The 18189-nt window shown below is 60.6% G+C and carries 17 protein-coding genes; 5 read left to right on the forward strand and 12 right to left on the reverse strand.

All coding sequences use genetic code 11. The annotated features are described in order from the left end of the window. Positions 1-4: 4 nt before the first annotated feature. Positions 5-985: a chromate resistance protein ChrB domain-containing protein gene (locus PPGU16_RS41975; RefSeq protein ID WP_180727471.1), complete on the reverse strand. Its 981-nt coding sequence runs from the start codon at positions 983-985 to the stop codon at positions 5-7. A gap of 117 nt (positions 986-1102) precedes the next feature. Between PPGU16_RS41975 and PPGU16_RS41980 the strand changes: the two genes are divergently transcribed. The 4 genes from PPGU16_RS41980 (at position 1103) to PPGU16_RS41995 (ending at position 4195) form a co-directional block, all read left to right on the forward strand. Further along, positions 1103-1381: a metal/formaldehyde-sensitive transcriptional repressor gene (locus PPGU16_RS41980; protein WP_180727472.1), complete on the forward strand. Its 279-nt coding sequence runs from the start codon at positions 1103-1105 to the stop codon at positions 1379-1381. Positions 1382-1408: 27 nt separating this feature from the next. Then, on the forward strand, positions 1409-2698 hold the full coding sequence (dmeF, locus tag PPGU16_RS41985) for a CDF family Co(II)/Ni(II) efflux transporter DmeF (protein ID WP_180727473.1): 1290 nt from the start codon (positions 1409-1411) through the stop codon (positions 2696-2698). Positions 2699-2701: 3 nt separating this feature from the next. After that, entirely contained in the window at positions 2702-2902 is a 201-nt protein-coding gene (locus tag PPGU16_RS41990; RefSeq protein WP_180727474.1) for a DUF1289 domain-containing protein, read from the forward strand. Between the two features lie 474 nt (positions 2903-3376). Next, a complete protein-coding gene (locus PPGU16_RS41995) occupies positions 3377-4195 on the forward strand; it encodes a dienelactone hydrolase family protein (RefSeq protein WP_180727475.1) in 819 nt (272 codons plus the stop codon). 431 nt (positions 4196-4626) lie between these two features. On the opposite strand, the gene PPGU16_RS42000 is transcribed toward PPGU16_RS41995, so the two are convergent. Beyond that, the gene (locus tag PPGU16_RS42000; RefSeq protein ID WP_434064459.1) at positions 4627-5199 is read right to left on the reverse strand and encodes a sensor histidine kinase; all 573 of its coding nucleotides are present in this window, start codon (positions 5197-5199) and stop codon (positions 4627-4629) included. Here PPGU16_RS42000 and PPGU16_RS42005 point away from each other — a divergent pair. Beyond that, positions 5183-5533, forward strand: coding sequence for a hypothetical protein (locus PPGU16_RS42005; RefSeq protein ID WP_180727239.1), 351 nt, complete (start codon positions 5183-5185; stop codon positions 5531-5533). The two genes, PPGU16_RS42000 and PPGU16_RS42005, sit on opposite strands and share 17 nt — an antisense overlap. 442 nt (positions 5534-5975) lie before the next feature. On the opposite strand, the gene PPGU16_RS42010 is transcribed toward PPGU16_RS42005, so the two are convergent. The 10 genes from PPGU16_RS42010 to PPGU16_RS42055 all read right to left on the reverse strand — a co-directional run bounded on the left by PPGU16_RS42010 (position 5976) and on the right by PPGU16_RS42055 (position 18117). Then, positions 5976-8240 carry a xanthine dehydrogenase family protein molybdopterin-binding subunit gene (locus tag PPGU16_RS42010; RefSeq protein WP_180727476.1) on the reverse strand — a complete coding sequence of 755 codons (2265 nt, stop codon included), beginning with the start codon at positions 8238-8240 and terminating at the stop codon, positions 5976-5978. Next, positions 8237-8749 carry a (2Fe-2S)-binding protein gene (locus tag PPGU16_RS42015; protein ID WP_180727477.1) on the reverse strand — a complete coding sequence of 171 codons (513 nt, stop codon included), beginning with the start codon at positions 8747-8749 and terminating at the stop codon, positions 8237-8239. The genes PPGU16_RS42010 and PPGU16_RS42015 overlap by 4 nt, the downstream gene beginning before the upstream one ends. Further along, on the reverse strand, positions 8746-10029 hold the full coding sequence (locus PPGU16_RS42020) for a cytochrome c (RefSeq protein ID WP_180727478.1): 1284 nt from the start codon (positions 10027-10029) through the stop codon (positions 8746-8748). Before PPGU16_RS42020 ends, PPGU16_RS42015 begins: the two co-directional genes overlap by 4 nt. Before the next feature lie 73 nt (positions 10030-10102). Continuing rightward, positions 10103-11215: an alkene reductase gene (locus PPGU16_RS42025; RefSeq protein ID WP_180727479.1), complete on the reverse strand. Its 1113-nt coding sequence runs from the start codon at positions 11213-11215 to the stop codon at positions 10103-10105. Between the two features lie 154 nt (positions 11216-11369). After that, a complete protein-coding gene (locus PPGU16_RS42030) occupies positions 11370-12584 on the reverse strand; it encodes an MFS transporter (protein WP_180727480.1) in 1215 nt (404 codons plus the stop codon). Between the two features lie 37 nt (positions 12585-12621). Then, positions 12622-13770 carry an FAD binding domain-containing protein gene (locus tag PPGU16_RS42035; protein WP_180727481.1) on the reverse strand — a complete coding sequence of 383 codons (1149 nt, stop codon included), beginning with the start codon at positions 13768-13770 and terminating at the stop codon, positions 12622-12624. Continuing rightward, the gene (locus PPGU16_RS42040; RefSeq protein ID WP_180727482.1) at positions 13767-14420 is read right to left on the reverse strand and encodes a DsbA family oxidoreductase; all 654 of its coding nucleotides are present in this window, start codon (positions 14418-14420) and stop codon (positions 13767-13769) included. The genes PPGU16_RS42035 and PPGU16_RS42040 overlap by 4 nt, the downstream gene beginning before the upstream one ends. Before the next feature lie 499 nt (positions 14421-14919). Continuing rightward, positions 14920-16059, reverse strand: a complete 1140-nt coding sequence (locus tag PPGU16_RS42045; protein ID WP_180727483.1) for an amidohydrolase family protein — start codon at positions 16057-16059, stop codon at positions 14920-14922. 37 nt (positions 16060-16096) lie between these two features. After that, entirely contained in the window at positions 16097-17701 is a 1605-nt protein-coding gene (actP, locus tag PPGU16_RS42050; RefSeq protein ID WP_180727754.1) for a cation/acetate symporter ActP, read from the reverse strand. 50 nt (positions 17702-17751) lie between these two features. Next, positions 17752-18117 (reverse strand): DUF485 domain-containing protein, encoded by a 366-nt coding sequence (locus tag PPGU16_RS42055; protein WP_434064460.1) that lies wholly within the window; start codon positions 18115-18117, stop codon positions 17752-17754. Between the last annotated feature and the right edge of the window lie 72 nt (positions 18118-18189).

Raw genomic sequence — 18189 nt, forward strand, 5'->3', positions numbered from 1 at the left:
GTGCTCACGAGCGTCCCCCCGCGTCCCGGCTTTTTGCAGCCGACACGAAGTGCGTGTAGAGCGAGTCGAGCACACGCCCCATTTCGTCGAGCAGTTGATCGTCGTCAGTTGCGCGTTCCCTTGCACCGGCCATCACTGCTTCGAAGCCGATCGCCTCTGGCACAGGAGCGCCGCCGACATCGAGCGCGTGGACCATTTCGCCCAGTCGAAGCAACGCGGGATCCTTGTCAAGGCCGAAGCTCGCGACCAGCACCTCGAACGTCACGCGTTCACCGACGTGCGTGAAGGCCGCACCGTCAAAATCGAAGCCGAGCGCGTTGGCCGGGCACGCGCCGGGTGATGTGAGCCAGATGAAGCGCGCATCGCGATCGATGAAGCGCCGGATCAGCCAAGCGCTCGCGACACGATCGACCCACATGTGCTTGCGGGTCGCCCACGTGCGCCCTTGATAGTCACCGACCGACAGGCTGCGGATGGGCCGTTCAGCGGAATGAGGCTCGCCCGGTGACAGGACCGTGTCGACCAGCCCGATGAAGTCCTGCCATGCGGCCTCGGCGCGCGTCGCGGCGTCGCCCGGAAAGTAGTCGATCGCAACGACGCTCTCATAGTCCTTGCGCAGCTTCCTGAGAAGCTTTGTCAGTTCGGCGGCTGACTGGCCCGACACCGTCTTTCGCGCTTCCTTCAACGTGCGCATGAACTCCGCGTGATCGTCGCTGCGGTCGAAAAGCGTCCGGAATTCCTCGTCCTGCGCGGCGTCGATGCTCGGCGCACGAAGCAGATGTGCGGTGCCGCCGCTGTCCGCGATTGCGCCCGCCAGTTCGCGCAGCATCTGCTCGCGTTCTTCGGTGTGAGGTAGCAGGTAGATGCCGTCGCGGAGGACGGCGCATCCCTTCGCTTTCAGCGTTCGCCAGAAGCGCATGCGCGCGGTCGCATTTTCGGTCGGCAGGGTCAGCACAAGCAGCGACCAGATCGTTAGCGTATTCATGTAGCGTAAACTACACCAATGTAGCTGAATCTACAATTTGTGATTTGGTTTTGCGGTTCGGCGGTAGTTCGAAGGAGGCGTGGTAGGATACCCCCCCACCCTATAGCGGAGTTTCCCGTGAGCCATACCATTCGCGACAAGCAGAAGCTGCTCAATCGCGTGCGCCGCATCAAGGGGCAGGTCGAAGCCATCGAGCGCGCACTTGTGGACGAGCGCGGCTGCAATGACGTGCTGCAACTCATCACGAGTTGCCGCGGCGCGATGAATGGCTTGCTGGCCGTCGTGCTGGAAGACCATATACGCACGCATCTGGTCGATGCCGAACACGAGCATGCTCACGATGAATGGAGTGCGACCGAGCAACTGATCGAAGTAGTCCACAGCTACTTCAAGTGATACCGAATCTGTAAAGCGGAAGTTGAAATGAGTGACTGGAAAGATGTCGCGTTTGGCGCGGAGCATGAACACGTGTTCCTCGGCTCCGAACACGAACAGAACGAACGCAAAACGTGGGCAGTTATCGTACTGTGCGGCGTGATGATGGTGGCTGAGATTGTCGGCGGCAGCCTCTATGGCTCGCTTGCCCTTGTGGCCGACGGACTGCACATGTCGACGCACGCGGGTGCGATGCTGATTGCGGCGCTCGCCTACACCTATGCCCGAAAACATACGAGAGATTCGCGCTTTGTGTTCGGCACCGGTAAGCTGGGCGACCTTGCGGGCTTCACCAGCGCCATCGTGCTGGTCATGATTGCACTGTTGATCGGTTACGAGGCCGTATCGCGATTCCTCGCGCCTGTGCCCATCGACTTTGGTCAGGCGATTCCTGTCGCCGTGCTTGGACTGGTGGTCAATCTCGCGAGTGTCTGGCTGTTGAGCGGCAATCACCACGGCCACAGTCATGGTCACGGACATAGCCATGATGATGATCACGGTCATGAAGACGAACACGGTCACGAGGACGAGGTGCATCGCATCTCTGACCGCGCTGGCGAATTTGCCCTGTCAGTCTTCGAGGACGGTGTTCCGCCGGTCTTCCGCATCACACCCGAAACGGCTTACTCGAAAGTGGATGCCGATGCTGTTTCGATCACGACAGTTCGCTCCGACGGCACGCGCCAGATCTTCAGGTTTGCCGATCGCGATGACTATCTGGAGTCGGTGGACGAGATACCCGAGCCGCACGCATTCGTTGCAGTAGTCTGCCTGCCCAACGGAGAACATCAGATCGAATTCGAGGAACACAATCACGACGACGCGAATGCAAAATCTGCCGCAACTCGTGACCACAACATCCGCTCGGCCTACGTTCACGTCATTGCCGACGCCGCGGTTTCTGTTTTGGCGATTATCGGCCTCCTGCTGGCTCGCGCGTTTGGCTGGGTCTGGATGGACCCGCTCGCAGGGGTAATCGGCGCACTGGTGATTGCGAACTGGTCGTGGAGATTAATGCGCGATACAGGCGGCATTCTGCTCGACATGAATCTCGATAAGCGCATGGTCGAAAACGTCCGTCATGTCATTGAAGACAACGGCGACACCGTGCTCGACCTCCATGTCTGGCGTGTCGGTCCCGGGCACATGAGCGCGATCGTATCAGTGGCTACCCGTGAAACGCGACGCGACTCGCGCTTCTACCACGCGGCTTTCAAGCGTTTCAAGGATCTGTCACATGTGACGGTCGAAGTGAACCCGGCGCCATCCGGAGCTTGACCGATGACAGTCAAATCGCCTTGTATTGATGTGTGTGCGATCGATGGCAAGACCGGATTCTGCACCGGCTGCTTTCGGACGCGAGAGGAAATCCGGGACTGGAAGAAAATGACCGACCATCGGCGTCATGAGATTCTCAACGAGAAGTCCCGGCGACGGGCTAAAGTAAAACGCGAGCCGCAGATTGCAAAGTTGAAAAGCTGAAGAAGTAGGCCCGTTGTCCGCCGCCGCGCCGGACGTCGGACGTACAGCATATTGCAGCCGTTCACCGGGACGGCGAAAGGCAGCAATGGGTCGACACGAGGCTTTCAAGGTCAAGGCCCGCGCGAAACTCCATGCGTTGAAAATGCGGACGACCGTCCGTCCGATGTCACGTTCGCGCCTTGACGAGCCTTGTTTAAAATCACGTGGCAGTGACGCCGAATCATCGATTGACGGCAGCCGACGTCTATCGCCGTGAACGCATGGATGAAGTTCATTGGCTTTGGCTCGGCCGTGGCCGATTGTGGCAGACCGATTCGCAGTTTTGTGCCAAGTGACGACGTGTCCATGCATGCCACTTAACCAATATTTACCCTTTTCGAACACGCCTGCACTATATTAATTGCAGCCCGTTGGGCAAGAGTTCGAGCGCGCAAGCGGTCTTCAGCGCGCACAATTGGCTTGAAGGAGTTGTGCATGAATACGCGCGATGTCAGTGTCGATGATCCCTTGGAGGATTTCTCAACTTGGCAGTTCGAGTTTGGGGGCGAAAGTAAGAAAGTGTATCTGGCTGGTGCAGGACCTGCGGTTATCGTGATGCCGGAAGTGCCGGGCATTAGTCCCCCTGTCGCCCGTTTTGCCCGTTGGGTCAGGGATGCTGGGTTCCGCGTATATATGCCCTCATTGTTCGGCCGCGATGGGGCAGTGGTTGACGCTGAAGAAGGGGCAGCGGTGCTGCAACGCCTCTGCATTAGTGCCGAGTTCAGCGCTATGCAATCCGGGCGCTCAAGCAAGGTGACGCATTGGGTACGCGCGTTGGCCAGACACGCGCACGCAGAATGCGGCGGCCCGGGCGTTGGTGCGGTCGGCATGTGCTTCACGGGAAATTTTGCCTTGACGATGATGCTTGACTCAGCGCTGATTGCGCCCGTGTTGGCGCAGCCGGCCTTGCCGCTCAACGACCCAGGTGGTTTGGAAATTTCGCCTGAAGAATTGAGCCAGGTGCGTTCCAGACTGGATCGGGAAGGCCTGAAAGTAGTTGGGCTGCGCTTCCGTGACGACCCGCTGTGTACTGCTGCCAGGTTTACTGCCTACCAGAACGCATTGGGCGAGCATTTTGAAGGCATCGTGGTGCCGGACGAGGTGGCGAATAAGGATGTCGCGCCGTTCGTGGCCAAGTATGTGCCATCGCCTCATAGCGTACTCACGCAGAATTTGATTGACAAAGAAGGCGAGCCGACCCTCAAAGTCCGCGATCAGGTGCTTGAGTTTTTGAAACAGCGCCTTCAGGCGTGACCCCATATGTGGGCAATGCGCACAGTGCGCTTGCCGAGCATATGGCGCGCGGGATTTCGCAGGCCAACGGGGATTTGGCCGGTCAACCGCTGATCGACGCAGAAATCGTCGGTCGTTCGGCGGCGTAAATGGCGAACTCGCCTCTTGACGCGAATGCGCTTTTTCACACCGTCACGGCGACGAAATACCGTTTGTCGGGAGGGTGATGAGGCATCGCCTCAAGTGATTTCGGATGTAGACGCAATCATGATCGGGAGTTCGGGACGACCGATGGGTCAGTTCTCGCTGCAGTCGGACGAGTACCTGCGGCCAGTTGCGGCCGTGCGCCCATCACACAAAGCTGTCACTCAAACGGCAGGTCTACGTCCGAAACCTGCCCGATATCCGGGACGGACATCCCGGCCTTTGGCGACAAAGGGGCAGTCTGTGTTCTATGTCAGCCCCGCGCTCTGCGGCGAACTGTCAGCATCCTTTTTCAGCTCTGCGCCCCGTGGCAGTGATACTGAAAAGGTCGTCTCCGTTTCGCTGGACCGCGTTTCGATAGCCCCGCGATGGGCCTTGGCGATCTCGCTTGCGATATACAACCCCAGTCCGAGATTACCGATCCGCTCATCTTCACCCTGACGATCCGGTCCGCGCGTCAGGGGATTGAAGATGCTGGCCAGCGTCGTGGTTCCGATCCCCGCCCCGCGATTGCTGACATTAATGTGGACATGCGTGAGGTCGCCAGTCACCGTTACCCGCACAGGCGCGTCCTGTGCACCATATTTGATCGCATTGAGAACGAGATTGCCGAGCAATTGCTGCAGACGCGGACCATCCCAATCTCCCTGCGAGTCGCCACTGATCTCCAGGTCAATCTGCCTGTCGGGATGAATGGCGCGTAACTCATCCACCTCATCAGCAAGCACAGCCGCCAGATCGATATTCGTCGGCACGACGTTGATGCCAAGGCCCAGTCGGGTCCGGTTAAATTCGGTGAGGTCGTTGAGTAACGACTGCATCCGGGCTCCGCTACGTATCAGGCGGCCTGCGGCCTTTGATCTCGCGGCTGACAGCATCAGTAAGCTGTCCGACGCTGATTTCCCTGCCTGGTTGGGCTGGCAAAAGGTGGAAGAGTCGGACGGCGTGTTCGCCGACGACGGTGTCTGCGATATACCAAGCCTGCGCACTTTGCCTGGCTCCGCAGTCAAGGCCGACGACACCGGTGACGCAGCGAAGCAGGACTTCGCGGCTTTCGTCGCAGCGCCCGAGAATGCATCACTGCGCGAACGGCTGCAACATCTTGTATGCCGCTTCCCTACGGAATCGGACGGTGCTAACAACGAACAACGCTAAGCGCCTGAAGCAGAAGGACGGGCTTGGCCCCGGCGTCGATGGACCGTTCTATGGCAAGGATGACGATTGCAACCGTCAACTCGCGTTTTTCCGTCAACTTCAATTCTTATCGCAAACTTCCGATTGGGCCAGCACCGGACAGCGGCGGCTTTTACTGGGTGTCGAAGTCTCACGATCACGCATATGACATTAACAGCGTCTGCGATTGCGGCATCACGGATGCAAACCATTGGGCGCGTATCGGTGCTCGTCAACGGCGGCGGATTCGGCTTCTTCGAGCGCCAGGGCTATGCACGCTACATCGCACGTTTTCTGGGCGACGTTTGACGCCTCGTTTGAGGCAGCATTAACAGCAAAATCGGCGAGCCCAGAAGGCCTCGCCGTTTTTCGCTGTGAGGAGTTGTACGACACGCATCGATCACGTGACCCATCGCGGAAAGCACTACACGTCGATCAACTCCCGCAATCTGTCACCCGCCAGCGGCATGTCGCGCAATCGCTTGCCAGTTGCGTCGAACAACGCGTTGGCGAGCGCGCCAGCCGTCGGTCCCATCGACGCTTCTGCCGCGCCAAGGAATGGCGCACCCGGCCGGTCGATCAAATGCACGTTGATGCTGCGCGGCGCCGCTGAGTAGCGCAGGATCGGATAAGTGCCCCAGTCGAAGCTGCGAATTCGTGATGTGTCGAACTTGAGTTCCTCATAGAGCGTCCAGCTGGCCGCCTGCACTACGCCGCCTTCGATCTGATTGCGAATCCCGTTCGGATTGACGATCTGCCCAGAATCCACCGCGACTTCCGCGTGCTCAAGCACCACCTGGCCGGTCTCGGGCACGACGGATATCTCGATGGCCATGGCCACATACGCCATCAGATTCTTGTACTTGCCGAACGCAAATCCGACGCCGCGATTGCGCTTGCGCGCCTGTCCCGGCCAGCCGAATTTTCGCGCGGCTAGCTGGATGACATCACGCGCACGCGGGTCCTGCATATGCTTGAGCCGGAACGCAACCGGGTCGGCACCCGCGGCCGCTGCCAGTTCATCCATGATGGCCTCGATCGAGAACACGTTCATATGCGCGCCGAGAGAGCGCATTGCCGAGGTATGCAATGGCATCGTCGGCGAAAAATTGTTCATGATGTGCATGTTCGGAATCGAGTACAGCGGAATCGCGTTGCGGTCACCGCCGCCTTCCGGCTGCACCATCGGTACCGAGGGCGCGGGCACGAACGGCTTCTCCAGCATCCGGGCAGGAATCAGCCGCCCGGCGTTGACAATCCGCTCGTTGTGCGAACTGCTCCACAGCGCGTAGTTCCAGTCCACGATCGTGCCACTTGCGTCGAGCGAAGCACTGACTTCCGTGACCATCGCTGGCGTGTAGTGATCCCACGTATGCTCTGTCTCGCGCATCCATTGCACACGCACGGGCGCGCCTTCCATTTCGTGGGCGATCAGCGTGGCATGGGCGGCAACGTCGTCCGCGCCGTTGTGGCCGTAGCAGCCGGAGCCTTCGACGTGAATGCAGCGGATCTTGTCCTTAGGCATCGACATCATTTCGGCGAGCCCGTCGCGCAGCGGATACACGCCTTGCGAATGCGTCCAGACGGTCATTTCACCGTCCTTGTACAGCGCGACGGCGGCGGATGGGCCGATCGAGCCATGCATCATGTAGCGCTTCGTGTATTTCGCGCTCAACGTCTTCACCGCCGCACCAGCGGGCTGATGCGTGTTCGATATCTCGATGTGCTGGGTGGATATCTGCTTGAGGTCGCGGTGTACGGTGGCGGGATCGGGCAGTGCGCGGCCAGCCGTCCACTTGCAGCCCGCCGACAACGCCCGATGCGCCTGCACCGCCTGCCATTCACCCTTGGCGACCACGGCAAGCACGCTGCCGTTGCGGACCACCTTGACCACACCCGGCATTTTCAGCACGTCGGCCGCATTGGTGTCGAGCAGCCTCGCCTCGTAGACGGGGGGCATCACGACACGCGCGTGCAGCATGCCCGGCATCATCATGTCCTGAACATAGCTCGCGCCGCCCGTCACCTTGGCGGGAATATCGACGCGCGGCAACGAGGTGCCGATCATGTCGAAGCTTGCTGGGTTTTTCAGCGGAGAAGTCGGCGTGGCGACGCGATGCAGATCGACGAGCCCGACTGCTTCGCCATATGTCATGCTGCGGCCGTCCGGCGCCTTGATGACCGCGTCGTGCGCGACCAACTGCTTGCTGTCGATACCGAAGTGCTTCGCGGCCGCGTCGACCAGCAGGCCGCGCACCTGGGCGGCTGCATTGAGCAGCGCGCTGCCGCTATCGGCCATCGTGTGGCTGCCGGCCGTGAGCCCTTCATCGGGCGACGCGCCGGTGTCGGCCATCAGGAATGTGATGAGCGAAGGCGCCATGTCCAGTTCTTCCGCCGCGACTTGCAGCAGCGCGGTACGCACACCCGTGCCGAGTTCGACCTTGCCCGTGTAGACGGTCACTTTGCCCGCCGCATCGATCTTGATCCAGGCGTCGAGATACGGATTGGTTTTCAGGCTGCCCGCGAGCGCTTGAGTTGCCTTGCCGATGTGGACGGCGGCGCCTTCATCGGCGATCACTTCCTGCGCCATCGCGCTGACGCCGGGGAACATGCTGAAGCTCACGACCAGCGCGCCGGACAGCATGAAGCGGCGGCGTCCTTCGTTGATGTTGTCGTCCGCGTCACTCATTGCGCGCCTCCGAGGCTCGCCATCTCCATGGGTTCATTCGAGAGGGTGTCGCCAGCCGGCAGGTGCGCGACTTCACGAATCGCGGCGAGAATGCGCAGATGAGTGCCGCAACGGCAGAGGTTCGGTTCCATATGTTCGAGTACTTCGCGCTCCGTCGGCCGCGGGTTGCGGTCGAGCAGAGCCTGGGCGCGCATGATCATGCCGGCGATGCAGTAACCACACTGCGCCGCCTGGTGATCGATAAACGACTTCTGCAACGGGCTGGGATGCTCGACCGTGCCGAGGCCTTCGACCGTGCGCACCGCGCGTTTGCCGATCGACGACACGGGAATCAGGCACGAGAAGACGGCCTTGTCGCCCACGATCACCGTGCAGGCGCCGCATTGTCCGAGTCCACAGCCGAACTTCGCGCCATGTAGATGCAGGTCGTTACGCAGCGCATACAGCAGGGGAGTCGACGGATCGATATCGAGGTCGTGCTGCACGCCGTTGACGGTAAGAGTGATCATCGCGCGTCGTTCTCCTTTCTGACTGTTGCGACCGACTGCTCGACGTCTTTCCACGGAGCGCGCTGCGAATAAGCTGCGCGAATGTAAGACGTCAGATCGGCGATTTGCTGGTCGCTATAAACCTGGCTGAAGGCCGGCATGTAGTTAATCGAATCTTCGCCATGCCAGCTGATCCCGTTCAGAATCATCTGGATCGCGTTGCGCGGCGTCGCTGCGTTGACAGCTGTGCTGAACGCAAGCGTCGGGCGTTCACCAACCGCTTGCATGGGCGAGTGGGGACCATGGCATTGCGCGCATGAAGCGGCGAACAGCTCCGCTCCGCGCTTCGCCTCGGGCGGCAGCGCAGCGGTTGGCGCGGGCGCGTCTGCTGTCGGGGTAGACTGAGGCTTCTGGATCGACAGAATGTACGTGGCGATCGCCTGCACGTCCGCTTCCGGCACGGTGGCGAGATCGCGTGTAACGGGCAGCATCGGGCCCGCTGCGGCGCCGTGCTCGCTGGCGCGGCCGGTGCGCAGATAGGTGACGAGCTGCGCCTGAGTCCAGGGTTTGGGTGCGGCGTCGAGCGCATTGAGCGCGGGTGCTTCCCAGCCGTCCACGACACCGCCGTCGAACGCATGCCCGAGCTTTTCACCGCCGATCAGGTTGAGCGGCGAGTGACACGACGCGCAATGACCGAGGCCGTCGACCAGTAGCTTGCCGCGATTCCACTGCACGTCTTTTGAGGCGTCCGCGACCTCTGCGCCGGGATGCAGGAACAACACGTTCCAGAAGGCGAGCAAGGGTCTGAAATTCAGCGGAAAGATCAGTTCGTTCGCAGGCGCAGTTGCTTTGACGGGCTCCCGTGTCATCAGGTACGCGTAAGCCGCCGAGATCTCATTGTCCGACATGCGGGTGAAGTGGATATACGGAAACGCGGGATAGAGCAGGTGGCCATCGCGCGCCACGCCGTAACGTATCGCGCGTGTAAAGGCCTCGAGCGACCATTTGCCGATACCCGTGTCGACATCGGGCGTGATATTGGTCGCATAGATGGTGCCGAAGGGCGTGGCAAGCGGAAGACCTCCGGCGAAGGGCTGGCCGCCTTTGGCAGTGTGGCAGACAACGCAGTCGCCAAGCGCCACGACACGCGCGCCCGCGAGCCGAGTCTGCGCGTCGAACGACGACGCTGGCGGTGAACTGACCGGCGCGATGGCGGGCTTCCACATGAGCGCCACAGCGGCAACCAGCGCGACCACGACGAGCAGGCCTCCTCCCCATAGCAATCTGGGCTTGAGAGTCATTCACGCACCTTTCATCACACGTCTCGATTGATAATGTCGCGCGCGTACGCCGCGCGCGATGTTGTGCTCGCCATTACGCGGCGCGGGCATCGAACGGATAGTCGATATACCCGGCGCCGTCGCCGCCGTACCAGCCCGCTGCGTTTGGCGTCGCAAGCGGTGCCCCATTAGCGATCCGGTCGACCAGGTCGGGATTTGCGATATACGCGCGGCCAAACGCAACGAGATCGGCGTCGCCAGCGCGAAGCAATGCGTCGGCGTGGTCGACGGAAACGCCGCCGTTGACCATGAGCGTGCCGCCGAACACCTTGCGCATTCGTTCGATGATGCGCGGCAGATCCGGTGCGCCGCTCCAACCGTTTGTGTCGGCCGCATGGACGTACGCCACACCGAACTCGCCGAGCATCGCGCCGACGTAGTCATAGGTGCCGTCCGGGTCGGCGTCGCGGACGTTGTTGTAGTGCGCGTAAGGCGAGATGCGTACACCGACCTTGCCGAGCGGCACCGACGAGCCGATGGACGTCAGGATTTCGCGCAAAAAATTCGCACGGTTGGCAACCGATCCGCCGTAGTTGTCGTCGCGCGTGTTCGTGGTCGACGAGAGGAATTGGTGCGGCAGGTAACCATTGGCGGCGTGGACTTCGACGCCATCGAAGCCTGCGGCCATTGCGTTGATCGCGCCTTGCCTGAACGCATGAATGGTGAGCTTCACTTCATCGAGTGTCATGGCACGCGACGGTGTAGCGTGAATGCGCGTGTAGTTGCCATTCTGCAACTGCGCCCACACCTGCAACTTCTCGAGGTCGTCATTCACGCCGGATGGCGAGAGTGGGGCTTCGCCGCCAAGCAGCGTGAAAGAGCTGACACGTCCGCTATGCCAGAGCTGCATGAAGATCCGGCCACCGGCAGCGTGAACCCGGTCGGTGATGTGGCGCCAGCCGTCGATCTGTTCGGTCGTCATGATGCCAGGCGTCAGCTCGAAGGCCGCCGATGCCGGGCTCACATTCGTCGCCTCGGTGATGATCAGCCCGGCGGAAGAACGTTGTTCGTAGTACTGGGCCATCATCTCTGTCGGGCGGCCGCGCACGGGCGCGCGCGAGCGCGTCATCGGCGCCATCACGACGCGATTCGGCAGAACGAGGCCGTGCAGGTCGTACCCGCTGAGGAGGGGCGAAAGGGAGGACATATCTATTTCCTTAGGCAAGCGATCGAGCGCTGCTCAGGTCTGGGGACTGTGCTGGCCAGCCTATCGTCAGCGCCACTTAAATTCCTGAATCCACGCTAAAACTTTATTAAACCGGGCAGCATCGCTGTCCGGATGTCAGGGTCGACAGAGCGTGTCAGGCGTTACGCGCAGCGTGAGGACGGCCAATTGCCAGGTAGTGCAGCAGCGCGACAAGAGGGAAGACGGTAGCCACCGCCGCCACCAGCGGCCAGCCGCCGTGCTGATACAGCGGACTGGCAAGTGCCGAGCCAAAGGCGCCGCCAACGAAGATGCTCGTCATGTACAGCGCGTTCAGACGGTTTCTGCTCGCCGCGTGCAGCGCGTAGATTTCGCGTTGCCCGAGCACCATGTTCATCTGCACAGCGAAGTCGAGCACGATGCCCGTCACCACGAGGCCATATATGCCCCACGCCGGATGAATCAATGCAGGCGCGTAGGCGAGCGCGCCCACTACCAGCGCTATCAGCGTCGCGCGCACCGTATGCCCCGCGTCGGCGAGACGTCCTGCAACGGGTGCGGACGTTGCACCGATCGCCCCGACCAGCGCGAAGATGCCGATCGCCGTTTGCGACAGGCCGAACTGCCGCGTCAACTCGACGGGAATCGCCGTCCAGAACAGGCTGAACGACGCAAACATCAAGCCCTGATACAACGACCGGTGACGCAGGACGGGCATTGTCCGAAGCAGATGGCCGAGCGAGCCGATCAACTCGAAGTACGTGGCCTTGTGCTCTGGCTGCCGGCGCGGAATGGTCAACGCGAGCACCGTGGTCACGATTGCCATCAGCACGGCCGCGGAACCGAATACAGCGCGCCAGCCGAAGTGACCGGCCACCACGCTGGAGATAGGACGCGACAGCAGAATGCCGAGCAGCAGCCCGCTCATGATGGTGCCGACCACCTTGCCGCGCGACTCGTCCGGCGCGAGATGCGCGGCGAGAGGAATGAGGATCTGAACGGCAACCGAGCTGAAGCCCACCAACAGCGAGATTCCAAGGAACAGGCCGGGATGATGAACAAAGGCTGCGGCGGCAAGACTCACGATCGATACCAGAGCGGTCGTGATCATCAGCTTGCGGTTTTCGAGCAGGTCGCCGAGCGGCACGAGAAAAAACAGACCGAACGCGTAGCCGATCTGCGTGAGCGAGACGATCAGGCTGGCCGTGTCCGGGGACATGTGAATGTCCGGCGCAATCAACTCGGTGATGGGTTGCGCGTAATACAGGTTGGCGACGATTGCGCCGCAGCAGAAGGCAAATAGCGCGATCAGACTTCGCGTGAGTTTGACGGCGCTGCTGGTGCCAGTCGTCACTGATGCAGGGGTAGACATAACAACTCCTTGAACCATGAAACAGAAATTCGTGCCTCTAGCGAGCGATCTTCATTAGCCGGTTGCCGAGCGAGATGCCGAGTTCGGTCATGAGCTTGCCGCGTTGCAACTGCTGGCTTTCCCAATGCTTCAGCGCTGAATCGATTGGCTCGCCATTGCGTTGTGCCGACAGAAGTGCCAGCGCCAGCGCGTGAGCATTGGATGCGGCCTTTGCGGTACTGCCGGCTGTGTGCGGGCGCGGTACCGAAGCAGCGTCGCCGAGCAGCACGGCCCGGCCGAACACCATTTTCGGCGCGCGCAGATCGACGATAGGCTGCATGAATGGATCGTCGGTTGCATCGGCCAGTGCGCGGAAGGTCGGCCCCATCATGAGCTTCGCATCGGCGCGAAGCTGCGCGATGTCGGCGCTTTTGGTCGAACCCGGCGGCAGCGAGAACTGGCGCGCTACGCCGTTGCGGTCGATCAGCAACTGCGCGAGTTGCTCGCGGCTGTACTTGCGATACCACACCCAGTTCCAGCGCCGCTTGCCGACTTCCGTCGAATCATCGTCGCCTGGGATCATGTAGGAGAGGGCTGAATGGCCGTCCCCTTCCTGAAATGAAAAGCGCTCTCGCAACGTGTTCGCGGCATGCAATGGCAGATCGAGTTCTTGTACGAGTCCTCGCCACGCCACGTAACCTGCGTAGGCGGGCATCACCTCGGGTAGCAGCCGGCTGCGCAACGTCGAGCGGATGCCATCTGCGCCGATGAGAAGATCGGCTTCTTCGTTACGGCCGTTCTCGAATAGCGCGACGACCTTGTCGCCCTCTGCGCGAAAACCGACGAAGGTTTCGCCCGAATGCAGATGCTGCGCCGGCAAGGCGTCTTTCATTGCGCGGTACAACAGGCCCCAGGAGGTCTGCATCTGCGGCATGTTCAGTTGCTCGACACGGTTATCCCCGCGGTCAAGATAGATGCGCTCGCCCGAAGGCACGCCCGGCGGATTTGGCAGCTTCACGCCAGCGAACTGCAGCGCATCGAGAACGTCAGGCTGAAGCACTACGCCGCCACCGCGGCTATCGAGTTGGCCCGGCGACGTCTCGAACACGTCGACGTCCCAGCCCGCCGCGCGCAATGTAGAGGCCGTCAGCAGGCCACCAAGCGATCCGCCGATCACAACCGCCCGGCGTTTCCCGATCGAACTCATGCTGCGCTCCTGAGTGCCGCCGAGCGCAGCGCTTGCGTGAAGACGTCGGGCGGTTGAGCGCCGCTGATAATCTCCCCGTCGATCACAATAGTGGGCACGGCACGAACGCCGAGACTGTCCGCATGCTGGCGGGCGGCATCGATCTGGTCGTTACCTGCATTCGAAACCAGATAGGCCCGCACCGCATTCTCGTCGAAGCCCTGCGCGACTGCGATCGCCACAAGCGTCTCCAGGGCGCCGATGTCGAGGCCGTCGGAGAAATACGCCGCGTAAATGGATTCATACAGCGCCGCTGTCTTTTGCGGTTCGTTGCGCTCTTGAGCGAATTGCATGAGGCGATGCGCAAGATGCGTGTTCGGCGTGCGTTGCACGATGTTGTAGTTGAACCGCGCGCCAACGGCCAGGCCGGAGGCTGCGACCTGCCCGTCCATTATTTGCGAACGCGCCCAACTGCCGAATTTCTGCGTGCGATACACCCGCCGATCCATTCCGTCGATAGGCATTGACGGGTTCAACTCGAACGGCACATAACGAATTGACAGGGCTCCGCCTGCGCTACCTTGCGCTAGCGCCACGGAAAAATTGCGTTGCCCGATCCAGCACCACGGACAAATGAAGTCGTAATTGACCTCGACCTGAATGGTTTGCATGTTGCACCTTTAACCAGATAGTGCCTAGAGGATATAGCTAGCGTAACCGCCGCAGAATCCCGCCAAAACGCAATCTGGCGTTGCGTTGAACGCAACGTTCGATGGATCTAACGTGCAAAACTATTCGCTGCGACTGAATGCAGTGTAGAAACGGATCGGGCGCAAGTTTCCGCATAAAATATGAGAGGTTCTCTTTGGAAATAGATCGTCTGATAAACAGAATAAATACCCTGTCGCAGCATTCATTTTTTTCCGTTCAATCTTCGTGGTCGTGAAGCGTTCGCCCGGTATGTGTGAGACTACTTCTCGAACTTCCGTTCATGCGAACGTTACCGTTTGTTGATGCGGAATATATGCAATACGCGGCCAATCAGGTTGCCCGTTAAGAACGATTAACGGCTTTTCAGCTTCATACAGAGGACCCGCAACGAGGGTCCCCGCAGTACATGGAAACTTATTTATGTTTGCGAAAGCGTCTGCCGAAGTCGATGGAATCGCGTCAAACCTTTAGTAGCCTCGCTGCATTGCCAGCTAGCACCAGATGCTTCTGGTCGTGCGAGAGCGCAAGGCGATCGAGGAACGCAACAGGCTGCTCGTAGCCCATGTCGAAACAGTAGTCGCTACCTAGTACGAGCCTGTCGATGCCGACGTTCTGAATGAGAAAGTCCAGCACCGGGCCCGAATGAGAAACCGTGTCGTAGTTAAAGCGGCGCAGATAGCTGCTCGGCTTTTGCGCGAGGCGGCGCGTTTCCGGTCGCACGGTCCAACCCGCGTCGATGCGTCCCATCAGGATCGGCAGCGCGCCGCCCGCGTGAGGCAAGGTCACGCTGAGCGCCGGGTGACGATCCATCACCCCGCCCAAAATCAGATGCGAGCCCGCAATCGCGGTATCGAATGGATTGCCCAACAGGTTGCTGAGATAGAAGTCATTCAGCCTCGCGCCGCCAACCGTCTGCTGCGGATGGAGGAACACGGGCAAACCCAGCTGTTCGATACGTGCAAAGGTCGGTTCGAACAGCGGGTCGTCCAGATCGCGATTGTTGATATTCGTGCCCATGTAGACACCGCGCACGCCCGGCAATTCCGCCGCGCGCTCCAGTTCGTCGATCGCGTCGTGCGGGTTGAGCATCGGAAGCGTCGCCAGAACCACAAAGCGCGACGGGTGTTGCACGTGTACTCTGGATGCGGCTGTATTCCACGTCGTGGCCAGTTTTGCGTTGAACGCTCGATCGGCCCAATAGGCCATCGGCACGCTTAGCGAGAGTGCCTGCATATCGACGCCGGATGCATCCATGTCGGCGATTCGCTCATCGATATTGATAAATTTCAGCGGCAATGGCCCGAGGCCGCCCGCCGGTGTCTGAAAGCTGAAGCTGCTGGCGTCGCAGGTGAACTTGCCTCCGAACTTCTGGCCTTCGCCGCCTACCAGATCGCAATAGCTCTCGGGGTAATAGTGAGCGTGAATGTCGATCGAGCGGGCTTTACCCGCGATGCCGCCGGCCACGGCAGGCGTAGCAGCCGCAGCCGTGCCAGAATTCACCGACGCTCGCGACGCCGCCGACGCGAAACCGCCGGCCAGCGCCGCCATCGTACCGAGCAGGCGGCGACGTTTAGGTGAAACACAACAGGTGCAATCCATGAGTCTGTCTCCGTAGTTATTTTTGGACATAGGGTGCTTATCCCTGCTTGACCATGCCGAGTTCGCAATCCACGAGCTGGTTGCCGTATAGCGCGCGTTCTCGCATGCCTCGTTTGGAGGTATCGGTAATCGAGAAGAAGTACACCCCTGCAAATGCCACGATCATCGAAAACAAGGCCGGATATTCATACGCATAGATAGCGTGTTGATGGCCCAGCACCTGGACCCAGACTGTCGGGCTCAGAATGGTCAAACCCACCGCCGTAATCAGGCCGAGCGAACCGCCGACCACTGCGCCACGCGTCGTGAGGCCGCGCCAGTAAATGGACAGCAGCAGTACCGGGAAGTTGGAACTGGCCGCGATCGAAAAGGTCAGGCTCACAATGAAAGCGATGTTCTGCTTTTCAAAGGCGATCCCCAGCAGGATCGCAAGCACGCCGAGCACGAGCGTGGTGATACGCGAGACCTGCATTTCCTCGCGGTCGGTGGCTGCACCGCGGCGTATCACGTTCGCATAGAGATCATGCGAGACGGCCGACGAACCCGCGAGCGTCAATCCCGCCACGACTGCGAGAATGGTCGAGAAGGCGACCGCGCAGATGAAGCCGAGGAACACGTTGCCGCCCACGGCGTGCGCCAGATGAATCGCAACCATGTTGACGCCGCCGATCACAGCGCGCGAAGCATCGTGATACTGCGGGTCCGTCGCGACCAGTGCGATCGTGCCGAAACCGATGATGATGATCAGCGCGTACCCGATACCCACGATCCCGGTGGCATACAAGATGCTCTTTCTCGCTGCCTTTGCATCGCGCACGGTAAAGAATCGCATCAGAATGTGCGGCAGTCCGGCAGTGCCGAAAATCAGCGCGAGACCGAGCGACACGGCGGAAACGGGATCCGACACAAGGCCGCCCGGACGCATGATGGTTTCATGCCTGGGATGCGCGACGATGGCCTGTTCGAACAGCGTGTTCAGACTGAAACCGAAACGGCTGAGCACCATGAAGGCCATGAACGCGGCACCTGCGAGCAGCAAAGCCGCCTTGATGATCTGAATCCACGTAGTGGCCAGCATGCCGCCGAAAAACACATAGACCACCATCAGCACGCCGACCAGCACGACCGCGACGGTGTAGTTGAAGCCGAATAGCAATTCGACCAGCTTGCCGGCGCCGACCATCTGCGAAACGAGGTAGAGCAGCACGATCACGATCGAGCTGGATGCGGCAAAACCGCGAATCGGCCTTTGCTGGAGGCGGTAAGACACGACGTCCGCCAGGGTGTAACGACCGAGATTACGCAGCGGCTCTGCAATCAGGAAGAGGATGATCGGCCAGCTGGCAAGAAAGCCGATCGAGTAGATCAGGCCGTCGTATCCGCTCGTGAAGACCAACGCCGAGATGCCCAGCAGCGACGCGGCGGACATGTAGTCGCCGGCGATCGCCCAGCCGTTCTGGAAAGCGGTGATCTTGCCGCCCGCCGCGTAGTGATCCGAGACGCTATGGTTCTTTCTGGCCGCCCAGCGCGTAATGAACAGCGTCGACGCGACGAACAGCAGGAACATGCCGATCGCGATCGGGTTATGCGCGTGCGCGGGTACGGTGGTCTGCGCCGCCGCGGCTGGCAAGGACGAGAGCATGCTGCACAGAAAGACGCTAGAAAGCGGACCGCAAAGCCGGGAGATGGATTTCATTGCTGGACTCCTTGCCGGATGCTGTTGGCGGCGCGGTCGAAGGTGGTATTGGCTCGCACGACATAGACGGCAACCAGCGCGAACGTGAAGACGAACATGCCGAAGCCGACCGGGATGCCCCAGGTGGCCGGGTGACCCGCCACCATCGGTTTGGCGAGCAGTGCGGGCGCGAACGCGAGCGTGAGAATAAACGCGAAGTACACGGTCAGCATGAGGACCGCGAGAGTCCACGAGAATCTGCGCCGGGCCCGCACGAGCGCAAGAAACTGCGGATCCTCGCGCAGAGGATGCGCCGCGGGCAGCCGCGGTTCGGCGGCGACATATTGATCGCTCATCAGATAAGTTGGGGCGCCATGTTCCACTTCGTCTCCTTTCTAACCGGCTTCACGTCGGTCCTGTACTTTGAACACTGCTGACAAACCCGCGCATGCGCG

The sequence above is a fragment of the Paraburkholderia largidicola genome (assembly GCF_013426895.1).
Taxonomy (GTDB): domain Bacteria; phylum Pseudomonadota; class Gammaproteobacteria; order Burkholderiales; family Burkholderiaceae; genus Paraburkholderia; species Paraburkholderia largidicola.

What these genes read in the sequence shown, in the direction of transcription:
- PPGU16_RS42030 (WP_180727480.1), bottom strand. Translation starts at nt 12,584, where the DNA reads ATGTCTACCCCTGCATCAGTGACGACTGGCACCAGCAGCGCCGTCAAA.
- PPGU16_RS41975 (WP_180727471.1), bottom strand. Translation starts at nt 985, where the DNA reads ATGAATACGCTAACGATCTGGTCGCTGCTTGTGCTGACCCTGCCGACC.
- PPGU16_RS42000 (WP_434064459.1), bottom strand. Translation starts at nt 5,199, where the DNA reads ATGCAGTCGTTACTCAACGACCTCACCGAATTTAACCGGACCCGACTG.
- PPGU16_RS42010 (WP_180727476.1), bottom strand. Translation starts at nt 8,240, where the DNA reads ATGAGTGACGCGGACGACAACATCAACGAAGGACGCCGCCGCTTCATG.
- PPGU16_RS42035 (WP_180727481.1), bottom strand. Translation starts at nt 13,770, where the DNA reads ATGAGTTCGATCGGGAAACGCCGGGCGGTTGTGATCGGCGGATCGCTT.
- PPGU16_RS41990 (WP_180727474.1), top strand. Translation starts at nt 2,702, where the DNA reads ATGACAGTCAAATCGCCTTGTATTGATGTGTGTGCGATCGATGGCAAG.
- PPGU16_RS41995 (WP_180727475.1), top strand. Translation starts at nt 3,377, where the DNA reads ATGAATACGCGCGATGTCAGTGTCGATGATCCCTTGGAGGATTTCTCA.
- PPGU16_RS42025 (WP_180727479.1), bottom strand. Translation starts at nt 11,215, where the DNA reads ATGTCCTCCCTTTCGCCCCTCCTCAGCGGGTACGACCTGCACGGCCTC.
- PPGU16_RS42020 (WP_180727478.1), bottom strand. Translation starts at nt 10,029, where the DNA reads ATGACTCTCAAGCCCAGATTGCTATGGGGAGGAGGCCTGCTCGTCGTG.
- dmeF (WP_180727473.1), top strand. Translation starts at nt 1,409, where the DNA reads ATGAGTGACTGGAAAGATGTCGCGTTTGGCGCGGAGCATGAACACGTG.
- PPGU16_RS42040 (WP_180727482.1), bottom strand. Translation starts at nt 14,420, where the DNA reads ATGCAAACCATTCAGGTCGAGGTCAATTACGACTTCATTTGTCCGTGG.
- PPGU16_RS42015 (WP_180727477.1), bottom strand. Translation starts at nt 8,749, where the DNA reads ATGATCACTCTTACCGTCAACGGCGTGCAGCACGACCTCGATATCGAT.
- PPGU16_RS42045 (WP_180727483.1), bottom strand. Translation starts at nt 16,059, where the DNA reads ATGGATTGCACCTGTTGTGTTTCACCTAAACGTCGCCGCCTGCTCGGT.
- actP (WP_180727754.1), bottom strand. Translation starts at nt 17,701, where the DNA reads ATGCTCTCGTCCTTGCCAGCCGCGGCGGCGCAGACCACCGTACCCGCG.